Here is a 24,348-nt window from a genome sequence, read left to right as displayed (position 1 = left end):
AATCTGTGTACGAAGACTTGACACAAATGCCGAACTGCTCGAACAATTCCGGTCACAGTCCTGGGGATCGCCCGGGCCCGGCGACCGGATGACCGACGTGGACGGTGCGCAGCAGGGCAGCAGGCCGCTGGTGGTGGTCACCGGCGGGTTGGGTCGCGTCGCGACGGTGGTGCTGCCGTGGCTGCGCAAGCACTATCGCGTCCGGCTGGTGGATCGCGCCGGACCGCAGCAGGGCGTTGACGAACTGGTCCAGGTGGACGTCGGCGATCCCGAGGCGGCCCGCGAGGTGCTGTCCGGTGCGGACGCGCTGGTGCACCTGGCCGGCAACAGCAGTCCCTTCCAGACCTGGGACAGCGTGTTCGCCGCGAACGTGTGGCCGACCCAGGTCGTCCTCGAGGCCGCGGTAGCACACGCCGTACCGAAGATCGTGCTGGCGAGTTCGCTGCACGTCTCGGGCGAGTACAACCGCCCGCAGTACCGGCCCGTCGATCCCCGGCTCGACCCACGCCCCTGCTGTCCGTACGGGCTGGGCAAGGTCGTGCTGGAGGCGCTCGGCCGGATACACGCCGACCGTACCGGCGCCGCGGTCACCTGCCTGCGCCTCGGTCTGACCGGCTGGCCGCCGAGTGAACGGCGCTACCTCGCGCAGTGGCTGTCCGACGACGACGCCGGCCGGCTGATGCTCGCGGCTCTGCAGGCCCGGGAGCGGTTCGGCGTGCACTTCGGTGTGTCCGCGAACACGCGCAACTACTGGGACACCACCTCCGCCCGGCACGAGCTGGGCTACCGACCCGAAGACGACAGCGAAGCGCTCGCAGACCAGGCCGGTCCCTCCTCCGGTCCGGTCTGCCGGCTCTTCGACCCACAGAGTTCAGACTGAGAGGTTGGTCATGACCACAACGAACCCAGGGCTCTCCCGGCGGCGGTTCCTCGCGCTCGGCGGTGCGGCAGCGGGCGGTGCGCTCGCAGTGGGCTGCTCACCCGCGTCCTCGACGAACACCCCGGCGGCCACCGGCACCGGATCGACGGCCAAGGGCGTCGTCACGGTGATGTCCCAGTCGGGCGAGTTCGGCCCGAAGGAGGCGAAGGCCGCGTCGCAGGCGCTCGGCCTGACCGTGAAAACGGTCGAGTACGACCTCACCAAGCTGACCGCGATGCTGGCCAGCGGCAACCCACCGGACGTGGTCCGGGGCATGGGCGCGACCGAGACGCCGTACCTGGTCGCCCGGCAGGTCGCGGAGAACCTCGACCCGTACTTCGCGAAGTCCACGCTGATCAAGGCCGACGACATCGACCCGGTGAACGACGTCTGGCGCTACGACGGAGAGAAGCAAGGCGCCGGTCCGCGGTACGGGTTCGCGAAGGACTACTCGCAGGACTGCACGATCTGGTACAACAGCGCCCTGTTCGACGCGGCGAAGGTGACGCGACCGAGCGCGACGACACCCCTGCTGCTGGACGAGTTGCTCGACCAGGGCAAACGCCTGGTGAAGCGGCAGGGTGCGAAGGTCAGCGTCTACGGCCTGAACCCGAACGGGCTCGGCCTGTTCGGTCAGCTGACGTGGATGACCGACCTGGCGGGCGGGAAGCTGACCGCCGACGATCTCGCGTCGGTCGACTTCAGCAGCCCGGAGGCGCAACGGGCTCTGACCTGGTACCTGGAATACGCGAAGGCCGGCATCGGACCGACCGTCCTGAACCCGGACCCGAACGGCTGGGACGGCCCGACCTTCCAGGCCGGCCGGATGGCGTCGACGCTGAGCGGCTACTGGCTCGGCGGGCTCTTCGCGGGCGACCCCAAGTCCGCGAAGGTGGCCGGCTTCGCGCCGGCGCCGCAGTTCGACACCGGTCGCCGGGTCAGCCCGTGTTTCGGCGCGACCGGGCTGTGGATGCCGAAGGCGGGGAAGAACAAGGACGCCGCCTGGCAGGTGATGGAGTGGTACCTGGCCGGCGACCCGGCCAAGGCGCGCGCGGCCGGCGGCTGGGGTATCCCGCCGCTCAAGTCCCTGCAGAAGCTGATGCCGCAGAAGCTGCCGTACCAGAAGCAGGCCTACGACGTGCAGATGGCCGAGAAGGAGCACTTCTCGGTCACGTCCTACACGCCGTACGTCCGGCAGGACGCGATCAACGCGATCATCAACCGTGAGTTGCCCAAGGCAATCAAGGGCACGACGACAACCGGGCAGTTCGCCGACACGCTGAACTCGCAGATCAACGCGCAGCTCGCGGACGGAAAGAAGCGGTTGCGGTGAGTTCCGCGCTGACCGAGGTGCCGCGTCGCGCCGTGCTTGACGCCGTACCGGAAACGGGCCGGAGGAAGAAGCCGCCCGGTCTGCGCAGGGCGCGGACGTTCTACCTGTTCGTGGCGCCCTGGATCATCGGGTTCGTCGCGCTGACCGTGTTCCCGTTGGGGTACGCGTTCTGGCTGAGCCTGACCGATTCCGACGGGCTGTCGCCGCGGACGCACTTCGTCGGCTTCGAGAACTACGTGGAGATCTTCCAGGACCCGCTGACCCTGAGCTCACTGGGCAAGACCGGGCTGTTCGCGCTGGTCACCGTCCCGTTGTCGATCCTGGCCGGTCTGCTGCTCGCCGTGATGCTGAACCAGCCGATCCGGGGCCGCGGTCTGCTGCGGGGCCTGATCTACTTGCCCGCCGTGGTTCCGCCGGTGGGTGCCGCGCTGACGTTCCGGCTGATCTTCGACCGGGACGCCGGCGCCGCGAACGGCGTACTGAGTGGTCTGGGTGCGAATCCGATTACCTGGCTGGTCGACCCCAACGTGCGCTACGTGCTGTATGCGCTGGTGCTGTGGGGCTGCGGCGGGTCGATGATCATCTCGCTCGCCGGACTGCAGGACATCCCGCGGGAGTTGCTCGAGGCAGCGCAGGTCGACGGTGCGTCGTACTGGCAGACGTTCACGCGGATCACCGTGCCGTTGCTGTCGCCGGTGATCCTGTTCCAGGTCATCACCGGGATGATCGGTTCACTGCAGTCGTTCGCGCCGTTGCTGCTGTCGTCCGGGTCGCTGAGCGGGGCCGGGACCGTGCCGCAGGGCAACTACCTGTACATGATCCATGTCTTCGCGCAGTACTTCAGCGCATCCCGGTTCGGGTACGCCTCAGCGATGTTGTGGATGCTGTTCGCGGTGATCCTGCTGGTGACCCTGGTGATCATCAAGGTCAGCGCCAAGACCGTGTTCTACACCGTGGAGCCGGGAGGTAAGAAATGACGCGGACCTACCGGTGGGCGCTCTACATCGTGCTGCTGGCCGTCGTCCTGGTGATGCTCAGCCCGATCCTGTGGCTGCTGTCCACGTCGCTGAAGTCGCCCGCCGAGATGGCGGCGTTCCCGCCGACCTGGTGGCCGTCGGCGCCGCGGTTCGCGAACTACACCGACGCGATCAGCCAGGTGAACTTCCTCGGTGCCACGCAGAACTCGCTGACCATCGCGTTCATCAGCACCACGCTGACGACACTGAGTTCGGCGTGGGTCGGCTTCGGGTTCGCGCGGCTGACGGCGCCCGGGAAGAAGCAGCTGTTCATCGTGCTGCTCGCCACCATGATGCTGCCCGGAATCGTCACGCTTGTCCCGACGTACCTGATCTTCGCGAAGCTGCACATGGTCAACACGTACTGGCCGTGGGTCGCGTGGGGGCTGGGTGGGAGCGCGTTCCTGATCTTCCTGTTCCGGCAGTTCTTCGCGGGTATCCCACGCGAGATGGAGGAGGCGGCGATCATCGACGGCTGCGGGTACGTCGGGATCTTCTGGCGGATCTTCCTGCCGCAGTCGTGGCCGGTGATCGCGGCCAGCGTGATCCTGTCGTTCACCCACGCCTGGGGCGACTTCGTCGGTCCGGCGATGTTCCTCAGCCAGGACAGTACGACCCTCGCTGTCGCGATGGCCACCGGCTACGTGAACGACAAAGGCCTTCCGATGAACAACCTGGTCGCCGCGGGCGCCGTCATGTACGTCCTTCCGGTGCTGGTCCTCTTCCTGTTCATGCAACGCCGCTTCGTCAGCGGCTTCTCCACCTCCGGGATCAAATGATGAAATTACAGCTCGGACTGGCAGCACTCCTCGTGGCCACCTGCCTCACCGGCACTGCTCGGGCCGCAGACAAACAGTTGCCACAGGCAAGCGAAACGACCTGCACCGCCGGTGGGCAGGAACGGCCGGCGGGCATGCGGCTCGCCTGGCACGACGAATTCGGTGGGCGCACGTTGGACCGGCGGTCCTGGAGCACGGTGATGGACTTTCCTGGGCGCGCGGGCGGGCACTACCACAACACGTCGTACGGGAGTTATGCCGTCGACGACAACGTGGTGCTGTCCGGCGGCAAGTTGCGGCTGGTGACCGACGACAAGCCGGTGACCGGGACTGATCCGGTCGGGACGTACCAGTACACGGAAGGGTTCGTCTCCTCACACGACAAGTTCTTCCAGCAGTACGGGTACTGGGAGATCTGCGCGAAGTTCCCTGCCGGGAGGGGGTTGTGGCCGGCGTTCTGGTTGATCCCGCAGGACCGGAGCTGGCCGCCGGAGATCGACGTCGCCGAGTGGTTCGGCTCGATCCAGAGCATGCACAGCGGGCTGGCGTCGGGGAGTTGGCCGGACGTGCGGTGGGACAGCCACTGGGCGACCGGCCTGGCGCCGACGACCGGCTGGCATCGGTACGGCCTCCTGTGGCAGCCGGGTCACATCGCGTTCACCGTCGACGGCGCACCGACCTCGACCATCACCGGCGCCCAGGTGCCGGACAAGCCGATGTACGTCGTCCTGAACAGCGGCACCTGGGCAAACGCCGACCGCGGCGGACCGCCGGACGCGACCACCCCGTTCCCGAACTCGTTCGACGTGGACTACGTCCGCATCTACTCAGCGCGCTAGTGGGGTGATGCGTCCGACAGGGTCGAACATGTCGGCAGGCTCGGTCGGCTTGTGCGGGCCGAGCTGGATGAGGTCCAGGGCTTCTTGGGGCGACCAGGGGGCGCAGGTTGTGTAAGGGACGGTGATCGGCCAGGTCTTGTCACCTGCGCGGAGGATGACGACGTACGTGCGCGCGGCCGGGTCCTGGCATCCGGCCGGCACCGGCGTAGGTCCAGGTCCTGAGCGGGGCCGAGGGGCGAGCAGTTGGCCCGCCAACGGGGCCACATTGTCGTCCTGGACGCTCGAGCCGGCGATCAGTGAGCCCTGCCAGTACTCGCAGACCGAGGCGGACGTGATCTGCACGGTTGGTGTGCTGATGGGTGCCATCGCGGGTTGTTCGGGTGCGCAGCCGTAGTAGTCGGTGTCGTTGATCGCCTGCGCGGAGTCGAGGATCTTGTGGCGGAGGGCGTCGTCCTTCGTGAGCACGCTCAGCTTCACGCCGCCGACCACGCGGGTCTCCTCGGTCCAGCCGCCGTCGTACTGCTTGATCCCTGGCGCCTGTACGTCGTTGAACCAGAGGTACGGCTGCCGCCGGGCCAGCGGGATCACCGGCGTCGTGCAGGTGTACTCGCGGCTCGCCGGCCACCCGTTCACCCGGCCGATGGTGGCCACGGCTGGGTCCGCCAACGTCGTACACGGCGCCGGGCCGGAGACGTACTGCGTCCAGCTGGACGGCACCTGCACCTGCACCGTCCTGAAGGACTCCCAGCGCCAACCCGCCGCCGGAGTCTGGGCCGTCTGCGGATGAGAGGTGAGTCCTTGGGACGCGGTGAGGGCTGTGGCGACAGCCGCGGCCGCGACGACGGCGGCGCCGATCGTACGGTGGGTGCGGCGGCGGCGCAGGCGGGCGTGGACGGTTTCCAGAAGGTGAGTGTCGGTCGGGGCGTCCGCCGCGTGTTTCGCCAGGCTGTCGGCGAGGAGTCGTTCCATCAGCCCTTGACCTCCTCGGTCCCGATGGTGGTGCGCAGTGATGCCAGCGCACGGTGGATCTGCGAGCGGACGGTCGCGGGCGAACAGTCCAGGATCAGCGCGATCTCCGCGTCCGGGAGATCCTCGTAGTAGCGCAGTACGACGGCAGCGCGTTGTTTCGCGGGCAGCGTCGCGCAGAGCGCCCACACCGCGTCGTGTTCGGCCTGTGCCACGGCCGGATCCGGCGTTGCGGTGGCAGGAACGGTGTCGAGGCTCGGGGTTTCGCGGCGGAAGAAGCGCCGCCAGCGGGAGATGTCCGCGTTGACGATCGACCGCCGCACGTACGCCTCCGGATCCTGGACGCGGCAGATCCGGGTCCACCGGGAGTACGCCGCGACCAGCGCGTCCTGTACGGCTTCCTCCGCACGGCTGTGGTCGCGCGTGACGAGGTACGCGAACCGCAACAACGCCGCACCCCGCTGCGTGACCCAGTCGTCGAAGTCGGGCGTCTCCATCCGGCACCTCCCATCCAGATCACGCTGGCGGACGGCGGAACGTTGCAGGGATCAGTCGGGTTCGGGTACCGGTTCCGTCGGCAGCGCCAGTTTCTCGTCCGGCTTGGCGGCGAGTACGTCGTTCACGTACGACCGGGCCGCTTCCAGCGTGTCGACCTCGTGGCCGGCCTGTTCGGACAGGAACCAGCGGTGCTCGAGGACCTCGTGGAAGATCTCCGCGGGCTCGAGCTTGCGGCTCAGGTTCCGCGGGACGGTGCGGACGACGGGCTCGAAGACGTCGGTCAGCCACTGGTGGGCGACGATCTCCTCGTCCTCGTTCTGCTGGTCGGTGGCGGCGGCGAACGAGTCCAGGTCGTTGAGCAGCCGGCGGGCCTGGTTCTCCTCGACGTCCAGGCCGGTGAGCCGGAGCAGCCGCCGCGAGTGGTGGCCGGCGTCCACGACCTTCGGCTGGATCCGGACCTGGCTGCCGTCCCAGTCGGTGATGATGTCGATCTCGGCGACGTCGAAGCCGAGCTCGTTCAGCCGCCGGATCCGGGAGTCGAGGCGGTGCATCTCGTCGCCTCCGAACTCCTCCGGCGCGGTCAGCTCGGCCCACAGCGCCTCGTACCGCTTCTGGATCGACTCGACCGTCTCCTGCGGGTCGATCGACTCGTCGAGCAGCCCGCCCTCCTGCAGGTCGAGCAGTTCGCCGAACAGGTTGATCTCCGCGGTGTACAGGTCGTGCGCGCGCTGGCCGTCGGAGATGTCCTGGTGCAGCTCGCCGGTCTCGGCGTCCACCAGGTACGCCGCGAACGCGCCGGCGTCGCGCCGGAACAGGGTGTTCGACAGCGAGCAGTCGCCCCAGAAGAACCCGAGCAGGTGCAGTCGGACGATCAGCGCGACCAGGGCGTCGATCAGCCGGTTCACCGTGTCCGGGCGCAGCGTGCTCGAGAACAGGGCACGGTACGGGAGCGAGAACTGCAGGTGCCGGGTGATCAGGATCGAGTCGATCGGCTCGCCGTCGCGGTCGACGCGGTCGGTGATCACGCCGACCGGTTCGACCGACGGGGCCTCCAGTCGTTCGAGGTCACGCAGCAGGCGGTACTCGTGCATCGCCAGGTGCTCGAGGACCTCCTTGATCGCGTACACGCTGCCGTTGACCCGGACGAAGCGGACCACGTGCCGCGAGATACCGCGCGGCAGCGCGACCAGCTGGTCCTCGGGCCAGTCCTCCAGCGGGACGTCCCACGGGAGCGACAGCAGTCCGGTGTCCGGGCGGGTGGCGACGAATCGAGGCACGGCTCCCAGTCTGTCAGGAATCCTGAGGGTTCAGCGAGGTGCGCAAGTGCTTGCAAATTCTTGCGTGATTGGGCGTAGAGTTTGCGTCATGACACGACGACTTGCAGAGGTGGCCAAGAAGGTCGGCGTCAGCGAGGCCACCGTCAGCCGGGTGCTGAACGGGAAGCCCGGCGTGTCCGAGGCGACCCGCGAAGCGGTGCTCACCGCGCTGGACGTGCTCGGGTACGAGCGGCCCACCCAGCTGCGCGGCGACCGCGCGCGGCTGGTCGGTCTGGTGCTGCCGGAGTTGCAGAACCCGATCTTCCCGGCGTTCGCCGAGGTCGTCGGCGGTGCGCTCGCGCAGCAAGGTTTCACCTCCTTGCTCTGCACCCGGACGCTCGGCGGCGTGTCCGAGGCCGACTACGTCGACCTGCTCCTCCAGCAGCAGGTGTCGGGCGTGGTGTTCGCCGGCGGGTTCTACGCGCAGGCCGATGCGCCGCACCAGCACTACGAGCTGATCCAGGAACGGAAGCTCCCCGCCGTACTGGTGAACGCCGCGGTCGATCACCTCGGGTTTCCGCAGGTGTCGTCGGACGACCACGTCGCCGCGGAGATGGCGATCGGCCACCTGCGTGCGCTCGGACATCGCCGTATCGGCATGGTTCTCGGCCCGCGGGACCACATCCCGTCGCGGCGCAAGCTGGACGCGTTCCTGGCTGCCGAGGAGGGCGATCCGGAGCTTGTCGAGCACGCGATGTTCTCGCTCGAGGGCGGGCACGCGGCCGCCACCAAACTCGTGAACCGCGGCGTCACCGGCATCGTCTGCGCCAGCGACATCCTCGCCCTCGGCGCCATCCGCGCGGTCCGGCGAGCAGGCCTCAGCGTGCCCGACGAGGTGTCGGTGATCGGGTACGACGACTCCGCGATGATGAACTGCACCGACCCGCCGCTGACCACCGTGCGGCAGCCGATCGACGCGATGGGCAGGGCCGCCGTCGACATGCTGGTCGCGTTGATCGAGCGTGCCGCCGTCCCGGCCGACGAGCTGCTGTTCGAGCCCGAGCTCGTCGTCCGCGCCTCCACCGCGCGAGCCCGGATCTAGGCCCTACCCAACCCCGAGCAGCCGCTGACCGTTGAGGTCGGCGGCTGCTGTCGTTTGCCCTCTGCCAGGCAATCTCCCATGAGGAGTCACGATTTTGCAATGACAGATCGAAGTATTGCGTTCCTCGGTCCAGTTCCCTACGGTGTCGGCACCAGGAAAGGGAGAGGGTGGAAATGACCACAGCGCGCCGCGGGCTCAGCCTGCTGCTGGTGATGGGGCTCGGTCTGGTGGCCGCGTCCTGCGGGAAAGACGACAAGAAGCCGGCGGGTGACACGGCCGGTGGTCCGGTCACGATCACGGTCGGCTGCGAGCCGCCGAAGAGCAACCCGAAGGAGCGCGAGGCGTGGGAGGCGGACGTCGCCGCGTTCCAGCAGGCGCATCCGAACATCACGGTCCAGGGCAAGGACGCCTTCCCCTGTATCAACCCCGACACGTTCCAGGCCAAGCTGGCCGGCGGGACGCAGGAGGACGTCTTCTACGTCTACTACACCGACGTACGGAAGATCATCGAGAAGAAGCAGGCCGCCGACATCAGCCAGTACATCGGCAGCGTCGGCGCGGTGAAGGACCTGCGGCCGGACGTCATGGGCGTGTTCAAGGACGGCGACAAGACGTACGGGCTGCCGCGGAACAACTACAACATGGGTCTGGTCTACAACCGCAAGCTGTTCACCCAGGCCGGTCTCGACCCGGCGAACCCGCCGAAGACGTGGGACGACGTACGGACGGCGGCGAAGAAGATCGCCGCGCTCGGGCCGGGGTACGTCGGGTTCGGCGAGTATTCGGCCGGGAACACCGGCGGCTGGCACTTCGCCGCTGAGCTGTACGCGCGCGGCGGGTCGATGGTGAGTGACGACGGCAAGACCGCCGCGTTCAACAGCGACCAGGGCAAGGCGGTGCTGGAGAACCTGAAGAAGATGCGCTGGGACGACAACTCCATGGGCAGCAAGCAGTTGCTGCAGTGGGAGGACCTGATGCGCATGATGGGCGGCGGCAAGCTCGGCATGATGATCGGTGCGCCGGACGTCGTGCAGTCGGTGAACAACGACTTCAAGGGCAAGTTCGAGGACTACGGCGTGACCGCCGTACCGGAGTCGGGTGGGCAGTCGTCGCTGAGCGGTGGCGACGGGTACATGTTCAACCCGAAGGCGTCGCCGGAGAAGATCAAGGCGGGGCTGCAGTGGCTGGAGTTCCACGAGCTCACGCCGGGGCAGGGGCAGTTCAACTACCAGCGGGCGAAGGAACAGGGCCGCCCGGTCGGGCTGCCGATCCCGGACCTGTACGGGAACAGTGCTCCTGGCAACCAGATCAACGCGCTGCGGAAGCAGTACGCGACCGTGCCGGTGGACAACTTCGCACCGTACGTCGCTGCCCAGGGCAACATCACCAACAAACTCGAACCCCCGAAGGCGCAGGAACTGTACGCCGTCCTCGACGTCGCCATGTCCGCCGTCCTCACCCGCAAGGACGCCGACATCGACAAACTCCTGAGCGACGCCGAGTCGAAGGCGAACAAGATCCTCGCGAAGAACACGTAATGACGGTGACCGAGGAGCAGGTTCGTCGCCCCCAGGCTCAGGGGGCGACGAACCCGCGATCCACAGACGATCACGGCGCCCTGCGGCGGGCGGTGGGGCGGAATCTGACCGCGTACGGGTTCTTGTGTGGGGCGTTGATCTGTTTCGCTCTGTTCTCCTGGTATCCGATGGTTCGGGAGATCGTGCTGAGTTTTCAGCAGAACAACTTTGTCGATCCGGGGAAGTGGGTCGGGTTCGACAACTTCAAGACGGTGTTCGCAGATCCCGCGTTCGGGGCCGCGTGGTTGAACACGGCGGCGTTCAGCGGGCTGGCGTTGGTGATCGGGTACGCCGTACCGTTCGTGCTGGCCGTCGTACTCAACGAACTCAAGCACGCGAAGGCGTACCTGCGGTTCGTCGTCTACCTGCCGGTGATGCTTCCGCCGGCGGTCGCCGTACTGCTGTTCAAGTGGTTCTACGACCCCGGCGCGGGCCTGTTCAACCAGGCGCTGGGGGTCGCACACATCCCAGCGCTCGGCTGGCTCGACTCCACGAACACCGCGCTGATCAGCCTGGTGATCGTGTCGACCTGGATGAACCTCGGTACCGGCACGCTCATCTATCTCGCCGCGCTGCAAAGCATCCCCGGTGACCTCTACGAGTCCGCGGAACTCGACGGCGCCGGTCTGCTCAAGCGGGTCCGGCACGTGACGATCCCGCAGACCAAGCTGATCCTGCTGGTGATGCTGCTCCTGCAGGTCGTCGCCACCATGCAGGTCTTCATCGAGCCGTACCTGCTGACCGGCGGCGGTCCGGAGAACGCCACCGTGACGGTCGCGTACCTGATGTACCAGTACGCGTTCAACTTCGGCGACTTCGGCGGCGGATCCGCGCTCGGGCTGATGCTGATGATCGTGCTGCTGGTCTTCTCCGCCGTCTACCTGCGGGTCTCGCGCGAGGAGGCCGACCGATGAGAACCCTCGTGTCTCCGCTGGCGTTGCGCACACCGCGCGGCCGGATCGTCTACTGGACGGTCCTCACGCTCACGGTGATCAGCTTCACCGGCGCGTTCGTCTTCCCGCTGTACTGGATGGTGACGGGGGCGCTCAAGTCCCCGGACGAGCTCGCGCAGATCCCGCCGAGCTTCTTCCCGAAGTCGTTCGATTTCCACGTGTACGCCGACGCATGGAACCAGCTGCAGCTCGGGGTGTTCCTGAAGAACACGGCCCTGTACGCCGGTGGCGCCTGGCTGTTCACGCTGGCGGTCGACGTGACAGCGGCGTACGCATTGTCGAAACTGCGCCCGGTACTCGGCAAGCTCGTCCTCGGCGCGATGCTGGCGACGCTGATGATCCCGCCGATGGTGCTGCTGCTGCCGACGTACCTGGTGGCGAAGGACCTGCCGATCCTGCACGCCGACCTGCTGAACACTCCGTGGGCGATCTGGTTGCCGGCGGCAGCGAACGGCTTCTTCGTGTTCCTGCTGAAACGCTTCTTCGACTCGATCCCGAAGGAACTGCTCGAGGCGGCGGAAATCGACGGCGCCTCTCCGCTGCGGATCCTGTGGTCGATCGTGCTGCCGGTGTCGCGGCCGATCATCGGCGTGGTCTCGATCCTGTCGGTGGTCACCGTCTGGAAGGACTTCGTGTGGCCGCTGCTGGTGCTGCCGGAAACCGAGAAGATGTCGATCAGCGTCGGCATCGCATCGCTTTCTGCGCAGATGCCGCAGAACGTTCTGATCGCGTCGCTGGTGATCGCCAGCCTGCCCACAATCCTTGTTTTCTTCGTGTTTCAGCGCAGCATCATGGCGGGCCTGACCGCCGGAAGTCTCAAAGGTTGAGGAGAGTTGATGGCCGACGAGTGGTGGCGTGGAGCTGCGATCTATCAGGTGTATCTGCGGAGCTTCGCCGACGGGAACGGGGACGGGGTCGGGGACCTGGCCGGGCTGCGGGTGAAGCTGCCGTACCTGGCCGAACTGGGCATCGACGCGATCTGGCTGAACCCGTGGTACCCGTCCCCGATGGCTGACGGCGGGTACGACGTGGCCGACTACCGGGCGATCGACCCGGCGTTCGGGACGCTGACGGAGGCGGAGGCGTACATCGCGGAGGCGCACGCCCTCGGCATCCGGACGATCATCGACATCGTGCCGAACCACGGGTCGGACCAACAGGACTGGTTCGTCCAGGCACTGCAGGCGGGACCGGGATCGCCGGAGCGCGACCGTTTCCTGTTCCGACCAGGCAGAGCTGATGGGCCACCCAACGATTGGCAGTCGATCTTCAACGGACCGGCCTGGACGCAGGTCGCGGACGGCGAGTGGTACCTGCACCTGTTCGCCCCCGAGCAGCCCGACTTCAACTGGCGCAACCCCGAGGTGGTCGAGGAGTTCCACGACATCCTCCGGTTCTGGCTGGACCGCGGCGTCGACGGCATCCGGATCGACAGCGCCGCCGTCCTGTTCAAGGACCTGGACAGCGTCGAGGAGTCGTACACCGATCACGATGAGGTGCACGAGGTGTACCGCGGGTGGCGGCGGATCTCGGACCAGTACGACGGCCGGTTCTTCGTCGGCGAGATGTGGATGCCGGACCAGGAACGCTTCGCGCTGTACCTGCGCCCGGACGAGCTGCAGACCGCGTTCAACTTCGACTTCCTGTCCCGCCCGTGGGCGGCCGCGGAGCTGAAGGCGTCGATCGACCTGACGTTGTCGACGCACGTACCGATCGGTGCACCGCCGACGTGGGTGTTGTCGAACCACGATGTGACGCGGCCGGTGACGAAGTACGGGCGCGCGGACACGTCGTTCTCGCACCAGGACCGTAAGCACGGCATGCCGACCGACCTGGTCCTCGGCGAACGCCGGGCCCGCGCCGCGGCACTGCTCGCGATGGCGCTACCCGGTGGACTGTACGTCTACCAAGGCGAAGAGCTCGGGCTGCCCGAGGTCGAGGACCTGCCCGACGACGTCTTGCAGGACCCCATCTTCACCCGCTCGAAGGGCGCCGACCGGGGCCGGGACGGTTGCCGAGTGCCCCTACCGTGGTCCGGCAACGAACCCCCGTTCGGCTTCGGAACCGGTACGCCATGGCTCCCGCAACCACGCGACTGGAAGAACCTGACAGTCGAATCCCAGTCCGACGATCAGAACTCGATGATGACCCTGTACCGCAACGGTCTGAGGCTCCGCCGGGACCTGCTGGGGGACGGGGTGCTGGCATGGTTGCCGTCAGCACCTGACGTGCTGGTGTTCCGGCGCGAACAGTTGACGTGCGTCACCAACCTGAGCGACGACGCCGTCGACCTACCGCCGCACGAGGAGGTGCTGATCTCCAGCATCCCCCTCGACGACGGCAGGCTCCCGAGTGATGCGACCGCCTGGATCAGGTGAGTGGCTTGAAGCGGCGTAGGCGGAGGCTGTTCGACACCACAAAGACTGAGCTGAAGGCCATTGCGGCGCCGGCGAGCATCGGGTTGAGGAGGCCGGCTGCGGCTAGGGGCAGGGCGGCCACGTTGTAGGCGAAGGCCCAGAACAGGTTGCCCTTGATCGTGCGGAGCGTGCTGCGGGACAGGCGGATGGCGTCCGCAGCCGCACGCAGATCACCGCGTACCAGGGTGAGGTCGCTCGCCTCGATCGCGACGTCGGTACCCGTACCCATGCTCAGACCGAGATCCGCCTGGGCGAGGGCGGCCGCGTCGTTGACGCCGTCGCCGACCATCGCGACCACCCGGCCCTGGTCCTGCAGTTGCTTCACCGCGTCGACCTTGCCGGCCGGCAGTACCTCGGCGATCACGTCGTCGATCCCGACCTCGGCGGCGACCTTCGTGGCGACCGCCTCGTTGTCACCGGTGAGCAGCACCGGACGCAACCCCAGCTCGCGAAGCTGCCGGATCGCCTCGACGGACGTCGGCTTCACGGTGTCCGCGACGACCAGTACCGCCCGTGCCTCGCCGTCCCAGCCGACCGCGACCGCCGTACTGCCCTCGGCCTCGGCGTGCTCCTTCGCATGCGCGAGCTCGTCCGGCAGGTACTGGCTCCACTCCTCCAGCAACCGCGTCCGCCCGACGAGGACGGCATGCCCGTCGACGATCCCCTGGACACCGAGGCCTTCGACGTTCCCGAAGTCCTCGACCTCGGGCAGCTTGCCCTCGGCGGCCGCGGCCCGCGCCACGGCCTGCGCGATCGGGTGCTCACTCGAGTGCTCGAGCGCGCCTGCCAACCGCAGTACCTCGGACCGCTCCTGCCCAGGCGCCAGCAGTACGTCGACCAGCTCCATCCGGCCGGTAGTGACGGTGCCCGTCTTGTCGAGTACGACGGTGTCGACCCGGCGCGTGGACTCCAGCACCTCCGGCCCCTTGATCAGGATGCCCAGCTGCGCGCCCCGGCCCGTACCGACCATCAACGCGGTCGGCGTGGCCAGGCCCAGCGCACACGGGCAGGCGATGATCAGTACGGCGACCGCGGCCGTGAACGCGACCTCCACCGGCGAACCGTTGCCCAGCCAGAAGCCGAGCGTCGCGAGCGCCAGCCCGATCACGATCGGTACGAAGATCCCGGACACCTTGTCCGCCAGCCGCTGGACGGCGGCCTTCCCGTTCTGCGCGTCCTCCACCAGCCGGGCCATCTGCGCCAGTTGGGTATCCGCGCCGACCCGCGAAGCCCGCACGACGAGCCGGCCACCGGCATTGACGGTAGCGCCAACGACCGCGTCACCAGGAGCCACCTCGACGGGTACGGATTCGCCGGTCAGCATCGACGCGTCGACCGCGCTGCTGCCGGTGACGATCACGCCGTCGGTGGCGATCTTCTCGCCCGGCCGGACGACGAACTCGTCGCCCACTGCCAGCTGGTCCGCTGGAGTGCGGGTCTCCACACCGTTCCGCAGTACGGCGACCTCCTTCGCGCCGAGCTCCAGCAGAGCCTTGAGCGCCGCGCCCGAACGGCGCTTGGCGCGCGCCTCGAAGTACCGGCCGGCCAGGATGAACGTGGTGACACCGGCCGCGACCTCGAGGTAGATCTCCTCCGCGCCGCCGCCCCGGGACGGGATCAGCGTGAACGGCATCTTCATCCCGGGCGCGCCCGCGCCGCCGACGAACAGCGCGTACAGCGACCAGAGGAACGCGCTCACCACACCGAGCGAGATCAGCGTGTCCATCGTCGCGGCGCCGTGCCGCAGGTTCGTCCAGGCAGCCTTGTGGAACGGCCACGCCGCCCACGTCACCACGGGGAACGCCAGCGTCAGCGACGCCCACTGCCACGAATCGAACTGCAGCGCCGGGATCATCCCGAACGCGATCACCGGCACCGCGAGCGTGATACTCGCGATCAGCCGCTCCCGCAGGGGTTTCAGCTCGTCCGGCTCCGTGTCCGACGGCTCGACGGCCGGGGACGGCAGCGCCGCCGTGTACCCGGTCTGCTCCACCGTGGCGACCAGGTCGTCGGTCGAGACACCCTCCGGGAACGTCACCTTCGCCTTCTCGGTCGCGTAGTTCACGGTCGCGGTGACGCCGTCCATCCGGTTCAGCTTCTTCTCGACCCGGGCCGCGCAGGAGGCGCACGTCATCCCGCCGATGATGAGCTCAACGGACTGGCTCATGGTCGTGTGCCTCCTTCTCGTCGTGTGTCGGCTGCATTGTTGGTGGGACCATCGCCGTTCCGGTCACTCCCACCTTGACCGTGAACTCCGCGGTGTGGACGGAGCCCGCGTGCTGGAAGTCCAGGAACAGGCTGTACGTCCCCGTGGTCGGGAAGGTGGTCGCGAACTTGATCTCCGGACCGCCCGTCGACCCCGGCTCGGCGTGCTCCGCCGGGTGGTTGTGCAGGTACGCCAGGTCGCCGCCGCGCAGCGACACCAGGTGCCCGAAGGCGCCCAGGTACGGCTGCAGATCGGTGACCGGCTTGCCGCCACGGGTGACCTTGAACGTCAGCTCGGACTCCTTACCCGCGACCGGGGTGCCCTGCAGTGTTACGTCGTACCCGTCGAAGCTGGAGACGCTCGCCGGGTCCGCGACCGGGACCGGTACGTACATCCCGGTGACGTTGACGTCCGTGCCGAGGGTGATCGTGCTGTCGTGGCCGGCCGGCTGGAAGTCGGCGTACATCCGCCAGGTCCCGCCGGCCGTGAACGTGAACGGGATGCTCCACGTCCCGTCCGCGGCCATCGTCGGATGCACGTGCTTGAATCCGGACAGGTCCCGCCGGACCACGATCAGGTGCAGGTCCTTCTCGTGGGTCTTCGTGTACTGCGTGACCGGCTTGCCGTCCGGTCCTTGGATCGTGAAACGCAACTCGGTCTTGGTACCGCCCGTGAAGAACGTCTTCGCCGGCGCGAATGTGTAACCGGCGTCGGACACCGCCAGACCCGGCAACTGCCCGCCGGAATCGTGTTTCATGCCAGCCATCTCCTCCCCGTGGGCCGCAGCCGCGGAGGTGTCGCCGGCCGCCGCGATCGGTTCGATCGCGGACCCGATGCCGAACGCCGCCCCGAAGGCCAGCGCGACCGCACCGGCGAACGCGCCGAGCCGGAGCGCGGCGGCCCGGCTCACGACGCCGCCAGTTCGTAACCCGCCTCGTCGACGGCCTCGCGGACGGCGGCCTCTTCGAGCGCGGACTCACTCGTCACGTGCACGGCCGACGTACCACCCGCGACGAGGTCGATCTTAACGTCCTGGACACCGACGAGCTTGCTGATCTCCTCAGTGACGGCCGAAGTGCAGTGGCCGCAGGTCATACCGGACACGGAGTAGGTCGTAGTCGTGCTCATATCAATGCTCCTTGCTCGAAACGGGTATGGAAACGGGCACAGAAATGTGGAGGTGGTCAGCTGCGGACGAGGCGGGCGATCGCGTCGGAGGCCTCCCGGACCTTCTCGTCAGCCTCCGCACCACCCTTCTGCGCGGCTTCGACCACACAGTGCGAGAGGTGCTCGTCCAGCAACTCCAGCGAGAACGACTGCAACGCCTTGGTGGCCGCCGACACCTGGGTCAGGATGTCGATGCAGTACTTGTCCTCCTCGACCATCCGCTGCAACCCGCGAACCTGCCCCTCGATCCGCCGCAACCGCTTGAGGTGACTGTCCTTCTTGGCGGTGTAGCCATGCACGTGTTCGCTGGTCATCTCGAGGCCCTCTTCTCGCTCAACTACCCCTCGGGGGTATCTCCACGAAGAAGAAAGTACCCCCTCCAGGTATCAAAAGCAAGTACCACCGGGGGGTATATGGCGAAGCGCTGAGTATCAGCTCGCGGTACGTCGTCGTCGCCGTACAGCGCCGATCCCCGCGATCCCGAGCGTGAGTACGGCGGCTGCCGCCGCGATCGCCAGCCCGCGCCGCAACCCCGGCGGGACGAACGTGCAGTCGACGTGGTCCGACGTACCGCTCAGTGAAACGGCCATCAGGCCGCCGAAGTCGCTCGGCACCTTGGGCTTGCCGCCGCCGGCCTTGCAGGTCCAGCCGTCGATCTTCGGCACGGAGACGATCGCCCAGCCCCTGCTGCCCGCGGGCAGCGTCGCGTGGATCGAGTGACCGGTCGTCGTCACGTCGGTCGCGCCGGTCGCGATCAGGCCCTTCACCGTCTTACGCAAGGCCGTCGCGCTCAGGCAGCCGATCGCGTTGTGCGGCGGGATGCCCTGCGGGTCCGCGCCGAAGTTCACCTCGATCAGCACGATCCCGGTGCTCGGTACGGTGCCCAGTTCGATCATCGCGCTGCTGGTGTTGATGCCCGGCCGGCGCGTCGAGCTCAGCTCGTGCCAGTCGCCGCCGTCCAGCCGGGCGCGGCCGCCGACTCGCGGCATGTACAGGTACGCCGTACTCGTCGGCGCGCACTTCGCGACCAGCTTCACGTCGCCGGTCGCGAACCGGGTGCCCTTGTAGTCCGGGACCTCGTACACGGTCGAGCCGAGCAGCCGCTCCTGCGCGGCGTACGGGTTCGGGGCGTTCGTGTCGGCCGGCGTGGCCGGAGCGAGCCGCCGGCGGACCGTGACGAGCGGCGGAACGGTGTCACGAGAGATTTTCGGGATGCCGTTGTCGACCAGCCGCATCCGGGCGCCGACGGAGAAGATCGCGTCGGTCACCGGGTTGTCCAGCGTCCGCGAGGCGCGCCCGTACCCGGACCAACCGAAGCCGAGCGTGGTCATCATCTGGTTCACCGAGTGCGGCAGCAGGCTGCTGTACAGGCCCGCGCCCTGACCGCCGAGCAGCATCGGGTCGTTCGGCGTCACCGACGTCCCCGGCTCGGCGCGGTACTTCGGCCAGCCGACGGCCGCGCGTACCGCGTCGGACTGCTTCGTCCGCGCGGCGTTCCACGGGTCTGCCGACGTACTGAGCACCTTGCTGCGGTACTCGTCCGTGACGACCGCGGTCCACGTGGTCTCGAGCGCGACGACCGCGAGCAGTACGGCGAACGCGGCCGCCACCGGCAACCGGCGGGGGCCAGGCTTGCGGCGCAGCAGCCAAATGATGCCGAACGCAACCAAAGTCACCGCTCCGGACGCGATCAGCACCTGCTTCCAGTGCTCCTTCAGCAACGGGCTGCCGTCGGACAGTACGGCGATCAGCGCGAGCAGTACACCGCCGCCGAGGAGCGCGAGCGGACCGGGCAGCTTGTGCGCGACCGAGACCCATGCGACCGCGACCAGCAGACCGCAGAGCACGAACGCCTCGCGGTACTGGCTGCCGTTCGGGGTGTCGAACGCGTGCCAGAACTCCTGCGCCGGCGCCCACCGGAACGACCATGCGACGCCCACGATCGTGATCACCCAGATCACCTTCGGGCGCCAGGGGACGAACTTGTTGAACGGCATCGTCAGCGCGAGCAGCAGTGCGATCGTGCCGACGTACAGGCTCGCGGTCTTGCCGACGCCCTCCGTGATCGGCAGCAGCCGGGACAGGAACTCGTCGATCGCCGACGGGTGGAAGATCCCGGACGGGGACGGCGTTGCGGCCCGGTTCGCGAGGATGATCGGTAGCAGGATGGGCGCGACCAAGGCCATGCCGAGCGCGAACGAGACTCCGTGCCGGACCAGCGACCGGAGCCGCAGCGACCAGCGCAGGTCACTGCTCAGCAGCCGCGCGAGCAGGTAGATCCCACCCGCGAACGTTGCCATGTAGGCGGTGTAGAAGTTGGACAGCCAGAAGACGGCGACCACCAGCACGCTCAGCAGCCGGTTGGTCCGGCGCAGTGACCACTCCGCGACCAGGAAGAACATCGGCAGGGCGATCAGACCGTCCAGCCACATCGGCACGTAGGATCCGTCGTCGAGCGCCCAGCCGCAGACGCCGTACGAAACACCCAGGATCGCCGCAACCCACCGGGGGCCGGGACGCATCTTGAGTAGTGCGGCGGCCATCGCGGCCGCGGCGAGGCTGAGCTTGACGGTGGTGATGACGAAGACGGCGAGGTCGATCTTGTCCCGCGGGAACAGGCCGACCAGCAGGGACAGCGGGCTGCCGAGGTCGACGCCGAGGTCGGCGAGGAAGCCGACCCCGAAGGCGCTCTGCCAGTTGAACAGCAGGTCGCCCTGGCCCTGACCGTGCAGGACGTCCCAGAGGTGGGCGAAGAAGGGGATGTACTGCGTGCCAAGATCGTTGGTACTGCGGGACAGTGAACCGAAGGGATAGGTACCGCGGATGATTCCGGAGGCGACGAACACCGCCGCCACCACGACAGCGGCGACGCCGGCGGGCAGCAGCGCCGAGCGCCCCCGCCCGCTCTGTTCTTCGACAGCGTCCTCGGGAACCATTGGCCGCCCCTTCGTTCCGATCGTTCGGCCGCCAAAGCTAGCGGGTAGTTCTGGTCTGGACAAGAATCGCATCATGGTCGACGGACGGGGCGGATGGGGACAACGATGCGGTTGAGTCTGGTGGTGCCGTGTTACAACGAGGTCGAGGTGATCTCCCGGTTCCATCAGGCACTGAGCCGCGAGCTCGCCGGGACCGGCCGTCCGTACGAGGTCGTCTACGTCGACGACGGTAGTTCTGATGGGACGCTCGACGCCCTCGTCGGGTTGGCAGCAACCGACGAGTCGGTGAGATACCTCTCCTTCAGCCGGAACTTCGGCAAGGAGTCCGCGATGCTGGCCGGCCTGCGGTACGCGACCGGTGACGCCGTCGTGATCATGGACGCCGACCTGCAGCACCCGCCGGAGCTGATCGGCCGGATGCTGGAGGAGTACGAACGCGGCTTCGACCAGGTGATCGCCCGGCGGAACCGGACCGGCGACCCGGCCACCCGGACGCTGTTCTCGCGGGCGTACTACTGGTTGATCAACAAGTGGGCCGACGTCGAGCTGATGGACGGCGTCGGCGACTTCCGGCTGCTGTCCCGGCGCGCGGTCGACGGCCTGCTCGAGCTGAACGAGTACAACCGGTTCTCCAAGGGCCTGTTCGCCTGGATCGGGTTCGAGTCGATCCTGTTCGAGTACGACAACGTCAAGGCGCCGGCCGACCGGAAGAGCCGGTGGACGTTCCGGCGGCTGCTCGAGTACGGGCTCGACGGGTTGCTGTCGTTCAACAACAAGCCGCTGCGGGCCGCGATCTACATCGGCCTGCTGCTCACCGCGGTCGCCGCCGGGTACGCCGTCTGGGTCCTCGTGGCCGCGATCCTGCACGGCGTCGACATGCCCGGCTACGTCACGCTGATCGCCGCGATCACCGGCCTCGGCGGCCTGCAGATGGTGATGCTCGGGCTGATCGGCGAGTACATCGGCCGGATCTACTACGAGACCAAGAAGCGCCCGCACTACCTGCTCAAGCAGACCAACATGGACCCCGCGGACCGCTTGGAAAAGCCACCGGCCCCGGGTGGACGAGCCACCCGAGGCCGGTAGACGTACTGCTGAGGATCAGGCGGTGAGCCGCTCCTCGGTGGAGGTCGAGAACAGGTGCAGCTTCTCCGGGACCGCCGCGAGGCGGATCGTGGAGCCCTTCTCGACCGGCATCCGGGCGTCGATGCGGGCCACGATCTGCTGGGACTCACCGTCGTGGTCGGCGGTGCCGTACAGGTACGCGTCCGCGCCGAGCTCCTCGACCACCGCGACCTTCACCGGCACGCCCTGGTCGGCGACCTTGAAGGCCTCCGGGCGAACGCCCACGGTCAAGGTCTTGTCGCTGCCGGCCTTGGCCAGCAGGTCGCGGGAGATCGGGATCACGTAGTCGCCGAACTTGGCTCCGCCTTCGGTGATGTCCGCGGTCAGCAGGTTCATCGCCGGCGAGCCGATGAAGCCCGCGACGAACTTGTTCTTCGGGTTGTCGTACAGGTTCAGCGGGGTGTCGACCTGCTGGAGCAGACCGTCCTTGAGGACCGCGACGCGGTCACCCATCGTCATGGCCTCGACCTGGTCGTGCGTGACGTACACGGTCGTGACCCCGAGGCGCTGCTGCAGCTCGGCGATCTGCGTACGGGTCTGCACCCGCAGCTTGGCGTCGAGGTTCGACAGCGGCTCGTCCATCAGGAAGACCTGCGGGTTACGGACGATCGCGCGGCCCATCGCGACGCGCTGGCGCTGACCACCGGACAGTGCCTTCGGCTTGCGGTCGAGGTACTCCTCCAGGCCGAGCAGCTTGGCGGCTTCGCCGACCCGCTTCGCCCGGTCCTCCTTGGAGACACCCTGCATCTTCAGCGCGAAGCCCATGTTGTCGGCGACCGACATGTGCGGGTAGAGCGCGTAGTTCTGGAACACCATCGCGATGTCCCGCTCCTTCGGCGGACGGTGCGTGACGTCGCGGTCGCCGATGTAGATCGAACCCTCGTTGACCTCTTCGAGGCCGGCGAGCATCCGGAGCGAGGTGGACTTACCGCAGCCCGACGGGCCGACGAGCACCATGAACTCGCCGTCCTCGATCTCGAGGTTGAGCTTGTCGACGGCGGGGGTGTCGCCTCCCGGGTAGATCCGGGTTGCCGACTTGAATGACACAGTGGCCATGACTGTACTTCCCTTCACCGGCAGGAACGTGCCGGACGATCCGAGTAAAGGTTCCCCCGGGCGGGGGAGTCCGCCTATCCTCGCCCGGCGCGACTCGTCCTGACAAGGTTTGTGGCGTGTGACGTGTCCATTCTGTTCACGGAGTGGACACCTGTGTGTACTGAGGGCGCAGTCTGCAAGTTCTTGCAGGATCTTGCTGAAATGTCAGCTGCGGTCTGGGTACAGTGCCGGACGTGAGCAGTGGCGTGGGTGGAAGGGCACGGCTGGCGGACATCGCGGCCAAGGCGGGGGTCAGCGAGGCGACGGTCTCGCGGGTGCTGAACGGGAAGCCGGGGGTCGCCGAGGACACGAAACAGTCCGTCCTGACCGCTCTCGACGTCCTCGGGTTCGAGCGGCCGGCCCGGTTGCGGCGGCGGTCCGCCGGACTGATCGGACTGGTGATGCCGGAGCTGATGAACCCGATCTTCCCCGCGTTCGCGCAGGTGATCGAGTCGGCGCTGTCGCAGCGCGGGTACACGCCGGTGCTGTGCACGCAGTCCCCGTCCGGCGCGTCGGAGGAGGAGTACGTCGAGATGCTGCTCGAGCGCAGCGTCTCCGGGATCATCTTCGTCTCCGGCCTGCACGCCGACACCGGCGCCGACCACGAGCGGTACCAGGCGCTGGTCGAGCGGCATCTTCCGGTGGTGTTCGTGAACGGCTGGCTCCCGTCGGTCGAGGCGCCGTTCGTCTCGTCGGACGAGTACGCCGCGATGGAGCTTGCCGTGTCGCACCTGGTGGCACTCGGGCACCGGCGGATCGGGTTCGCGTCCGGGCCGGAGCGGTTCATCGTCGTGCAGCGCAAACTCGCCGGGTACCGCACGTCGATGAAGGCGCAGCTCGGGGTGTCGGACGGCGAGCTGGACGAGATGGTTGCCCTGAGCATGTTCGGCGTCGAGGGCGGCGAGGCCGCCGGCCGCCAGTTGCTCGACGCCGGCGTCACCGCGGTCGTCTGCGGCTCCGACATGATGGCGCTCGGCGTCATCCGGGCGGCCCGCCAGCGCGGCCTGACCGTCCCCGGCGACATCTCGGTCGTCGGCTACGACGACGCCCCGATGATGGAGTTCACCGACCCCCCGATGACCACCATCCGCCAACCAGTCCAAGCCATGGGCCTGGCCGCAGTCCAATCCTTGCTGGAAGAAGTCCGCGGCCACACCACCCCCCACACCGAGTTCCTGTTCCGCCCAGAGTTGGTCGTCCGAGCCTCCACCGGCCCAGCCCGCTGAAACGCACCTTGTGCACTCATCGACCATTTCCACAGGGGAAATCTGGTTGGTGGGTGCACAAAGAAGGCTCCGGCCCGGGCCGTCCCCTGCCGGGCGGCTCCGGGCCGGAGGTATGGGGTTACTTGGAGAGGTGGAAGGTGCCGGCGGTGGTGAAGCCGTTGGCCCAGAGGGTGTTGACCTTGGAACGTTCGGTGGAGTCGGGGTACGGGTTGGTGCAGGACGGGCCCGGGCCGCCGCCGGACATCAGTTCGGAGCAGGGGCCGGAGTAGTGGTCGGGGAGGCCGAGGACGTGGCCGGTTTCGTGGGCGACGATCCGCGTTTTGTCGTACTGCTCGGCCTGGGTGTAGTCGATGAAGACGTAGCCGCTGCCGTGGCCGTCGGTCGAAGCGTACGAGCCGCGAGAGTCGTTGCCCTCGGTGTAGTAGAAGTCGTAGTTGCTGCCCTCGACGAGCTTCACGTTGCTCACCGACGAGTTCCAGATCTGGGTGCTGGAGGAGATCTGGGACGCGAACGTCGGCGCATCGACGGCGTACGTGACCGTCACCGCGGTGACCTTCTGGCCCTTCGCGGCCTGCTTGGCCATCTTGGCGCGGGCGGACTTCATCACGGCGTCGTAGAACGCCTTGGTGGCGGCTTCGTCCTGTGGGGAGCCGACGTACGCGGCCCGGCTCGCGGCGGTCGAAACGTTGGCGGCCGGCGCTGCAGTCGTGGGGGACACGGCAAACGCGGGCACGGCCAGCGCGGCGGCGGCGAGCCCCGCGAGACTGGCGAAGATACGGCGATGCGACATGGAGGGCCTCACTCCGAATCGGTGGCGGATAGCGACGGGCGGATTACCGATCGCCACCATCGGATGCTCCCAAGACTCGGCCCGGCGCGCACCGCTTCCCGCGAAACCCTGGGGATAACCCGCGCTTCACCCAGGCCGTTCTATGCCG

The 24,348-nt window shown here is 67.7% G+C and carries 22 protein-coding genes; 12 read left to right on the top strand and 10 right to left on the bottom strand.

Annotated elements, in window-relative coordinates; translation table 11 throughout:
- Window positions 1-88 precede the first annotated feature (88 nt).
- The 5 genes from ACZ5BU_RS19175 to ACZ5BU_RS19155 all read left to right on the top strand — a co-directional run bounded on the left by ACZ5BU_RS19175 (window position 89) and on the right by ACZ5BU_RS19155 (window position 4,886).
- Entirely contained in the window at window positions 89-880 is a 792-nt protein-coding gene (locus ACZ5BU_RS19175; protein WP_465700581.1) for an NAD-dependent epimerase/dehydratase family protein, read from the top strand.
- A gap of 10 nt (window positions 881-890) precedes the next feature.
- Window positions 891-2,252, top strand: coding sequence for an extracellular solute-binding protein (locus tag ACZ5BU_RS19170; protein WP_465700579.1), 1,362 nt, complete (start codon window positions 891-893; stop codon window positions 2,250-2,252).
- Window positions 2,249-3,229, top strand: a complete 981-nt coding sequence (locus ACZ5BU_RS19165; protein WP_465700578.1) for a carbohydrate ABC transporter permease — start codon at window positions 2,249-2,251, stop codon at window positions 3,227-3,229. Before ACZ5BU_RS19170 ends, ACZ5BU_RS19165 begins: the two co-directional genes overlap by 4 nt.
- Window positions 3,226-4,047, top strand: coding sequence for a carbohydrate ABC transporter permease (locus ACZ5BU_RS19160; protein WP_465700576.1), 822 nt, complete (start codon window positions 3,226-3,228; stop codon window positions 4,045-4,047). The genes ACZ5BU_RS19165 and ACZ5BU_RS19160 overlap by 4 nt, the downstream gene beginning before the upstream one ends.
- 200 nt (window positions 4,048-4,247) lie before the next feature.
- Window positions 4,248-4,886: a glycoside hydrolase family 16 protein gene (locus ACZ5BU_RS19155; RefSeq protein WP_465700574.1), complete on the top strand. Its 639-nt coding sequence runs from the start codon at window positions 4,248-4,250 to the stop codon at window positions 4,884-4,886.
- On the opposite strand, the gene ACZ5BU_RS19150 is transcribed toward ACZ5BU_RS19155, so the two are convergent.
- From ACZ5BU_RS19150 to ACZ5BU_RS19140, 3 genes are read right to left on the bottom strand one after another with little or no spacing between them, the layout of a single operon-like run.
- Window positions 4,875-5,855: a hypothetical protein gene (locus tag ACZ5BU_RS19150; protein WP_465700573.1), complete on the bottom strand. Its 981-nt coding sequence runs from the start codon at window positions 5,853-5,855 to the stop codon at window positions 4,875-4,877. The genes ACZ5BU_RS19155 and ACZ5BU_RS19150 overlap by 12 nt on opposite strands.
- Window positions 5,855-6,349: a SigE family RNA polymerase sigma factor gene (locus tag ACZ5BU_RS19145; protein WP_465700572.1), complete on the bottom strand. Its 495-nt coding sequence runs from the start codon at window positions 6,347-6,349 to the stop codon at window positions 5,855-5,857. Before ACZ5BU_RS19145 ends, ACZ5BU_RS19150 begins: the two co-directional genes overlap by 1 nt.
- A 51-nt stretch (window positions 6,350-6,400) precedes the next feature.
- Window positions 6,401-7,648 (bottom strand): DUF4032 domain-containing protein, encoded by a 1,248-nt coding sequence (locus ACZ5BU_RS19140; protein ID WP_465701069.1) that lies wholly within the window; start codon window positions 7,646-7,648, stop codon window positions 6,401-6,403.
- Between the two features lie 67 nt (window positions 7,649-7,715).
- Between ACZ5BU_RS19140 and ACZ5BU_RS19135 the strand changes: the two genes are divergently transcribed.
- The 5 genes from ACZ5BU_RS19135 to ACZ5BU_RS19115 all read left to right on the top strand — a co-directional run bounded on the left by ACZ5BU_RS19135 (window position 7,716) and on the right by ACZ5BU_RS19115 (window position 13,616).
- Window positions 7,716-8,708, top strand: coding sequence for a LacI family DNA-binding transcriptional regulator (locus ACZ5BU_RS19135; protein ID WP_465700570.1), 993 nt, complete (start codon window positions 7,716-7,718; stop codon window positions 8,706-8,708).
- Between the two features lie 173 nt (window positions 8,709-8,881).
- Window positions 8,882-10,246, top strand: coding sequence for an ABC transporter substrate-binding protein (locus ACZ5BU_RS19130; RefSeq protein ID WP_465700569.1), 1,365 nt, complete (start codon window positions 8,882-8,884; stop codon window positions 10,244-10,246).
- Window positions 10,246-11,199, top strand: coding sequence for a carbohydrate ABC transporter permease (locus ACZ5BU_RS19125; protein WP_465700567.1), 954 nt, complete (start codon window positions 10,246-10,248; stop codon window positions 11,197-11,199). The genes ACZ5BU_RS19130 and ACZ5BU_RS19125 overlap by 1 nt, the downstream gene beginning before the upstream one ends.
- A complete protein-coding gene (locus tag ACZ5BU_RS19120) occupies window positions 11,196-12,065 on the top strand; it encodes a carbohydrate ABC transporter permease (protein ID WP_465700565.1) in 870 nt (289 codons plus the stop codon). The genes ACZ5BU_RS19125 and ACZ5BU_RS19120 overlap by 4 nt, the downstream gene beginning before the upstream one ends.
- 9 nt (window positions 12,066-12,074) lie before the next feature.
- Window positions 12,075-13,616, top strand: a complete 1,542-nt coding sequence (locus ACZ5BU_RS19115) for a glycoside hydrolase family 13 protein (protein WP_465700563.1) — start codon at window positions 12,075-12,077, stop codon at window positions 13,614-13,616.
- On the opposite strand, the gene ACZ5BU_RS19110 is transcribed toward ACZ5BU_RS19115, so the two are convergent.
- The 5 genes from ACZ5BU_RS19110 to ACZ5BU_RS19090 all read right to left on the bottom strand — a co-directional run bounded on the left by ACZ5BU_RS19110 (window position 13,609) and on the right by ACZ5BU_RS19090 (window position 19,964).
- Entirely contained in the window at window positions 13,609-15,822 is a 2,214-nt protein-coding gene (locus ACZ5BU_RS19110; protein ID WP_465700561.1) for a heavy metal translocating P-type ATPase, read from the bottom strand. The two genes, ACZ5BU_RS19115 and ACZ5BU_RS19110, sit on opposite strands and share 8 nt — an antisense overlap.
- Window positions 15,806-16,771, bottom strand: coding sequence for a hypothetical protein (locus tag ACZ5BU_RS19105; RefSeq protein WP_465700560.1), 966 nt, complete (start codon window positions 16,769-16,771; stop codon window positions 15,806-15,808). Before ACZ5BU_RS19105 ends, ACZ5BU_RS19110 begins: the two co-directional genes overlap by 17 nt.
- On the bottom strand, window positions 16,768-16,989 hold the full coding sequence (locus ACZ5BU_RS19100; RefSeq protein ID WP_465700558.1) for a heavy-metal-associated domain-containing protein: 222 nt from the start codon (window positions 16,987-16,989) through the stop codon (window positions 16,768-16,770). The genes ACZ5BU_RS19105 and ACZ5BU_RS19100 overlap by 4 nt, the downstream gene beginning before the upstream one ends.
- Window positions 16,990-17,045: 56 nt before the next feature.
- Entirely contained in the window at window positions 17,046-17,342 is a 297-nt protein-coding gene (locus tag ACZ5BU_RS19095) for a metal-sensitive transcriptional regulator (RefSeq protein ID WP_465700556.1), read from the bottom strand.
- 117 nt (window positions 17,343-17,459) lie between these two features.
- The gene (locus ACZ5BU_RS19090) at window positions 17,460-19,964 is read right to left on the bottom strand and encodes a YfhO family protein (protein WP_465700554.1); all 2,505 of its coding nucleotides are present in this window, start codon (window positions 19,962-19,964) and stop codon (window positions 17,460-17,462) included.
- Between the two features lie 93 nt (window positions 19,965-20,057).
- Between ACZ5BU_RS19090 and ACZ5BU_RS19085 the strand changes: the two genes are divergently transcribed.
- Entirely contained in the window at window positions 20,058-21,050 is a 993-nt protein-coding gene (locus ACZ5BU_RS19085) for a glycosyltransferase family 2 protein (RefSeq protein WP_465700553.1), read from the top strand.
- A 15-nt stretch (window positions 21,051-21,065) separates the two neighbouring features.
- Here ACZ5BU_RS19085 and ACZ5BU_RS19080 read toward each other — a convergent pair whose 3' ends face one another.
- Window positions 21,066-22,145, bottom strand: a complete 1,080-nt coding sequence (locus ACZ5BU_RS19080) for an ABC transporter ATP-binding protein (protein WP_465700551.1) — start codon at window positions 22,143-22,145, stop codon at window positions 21,066-21,068.
- A gap of 245 nt (window positions 22,146-22,390) precedes the next feature.
- Here ACZ5BU_RS19080 and ACZ5BU_RS19075 point away from each other — a divergent pair, with 245 nt between their 5' ends.
- Window positions 22,391-23,410 (top strand): LacI family DNA-binding transcriptional regulator, encoded by a 1,020-nt coding sequence (locus ACZ5BU_RS19075; protein ID WP_465701067.1) that lies wholly within the window; start codon window positions 22,391-22,393, stop codon window positions 23,408-23,410.
- Window positions 23,411-23,528: 118 nt separating this feature from the next.
- On the opposite strand, the gene snpA is transcribed toward ACZ5BU_RS19075, so the two are convergent.
- On the bottom strand, window positions 23,529-24,200 hold the full coding sequence (gene snpA / locus ACZ5BU_RS19070; protein ID WP_465700549.1) for a snapalysin: 672 nt from the start codon (window positions 24,198-24,200) through the stop codon (window positions 23,529-23,531).
- Window positions 24,201-24,348: the final 148 nt, after the last annotated feature.

It is taken from the genome of Kribbella sp. NPDC031520, from assembly GCF_055580825.1.
Note: the sequence above shows the minus strand (reverse complement) of the source record. Positions and strands in the feature narration are given on the sequence as shown.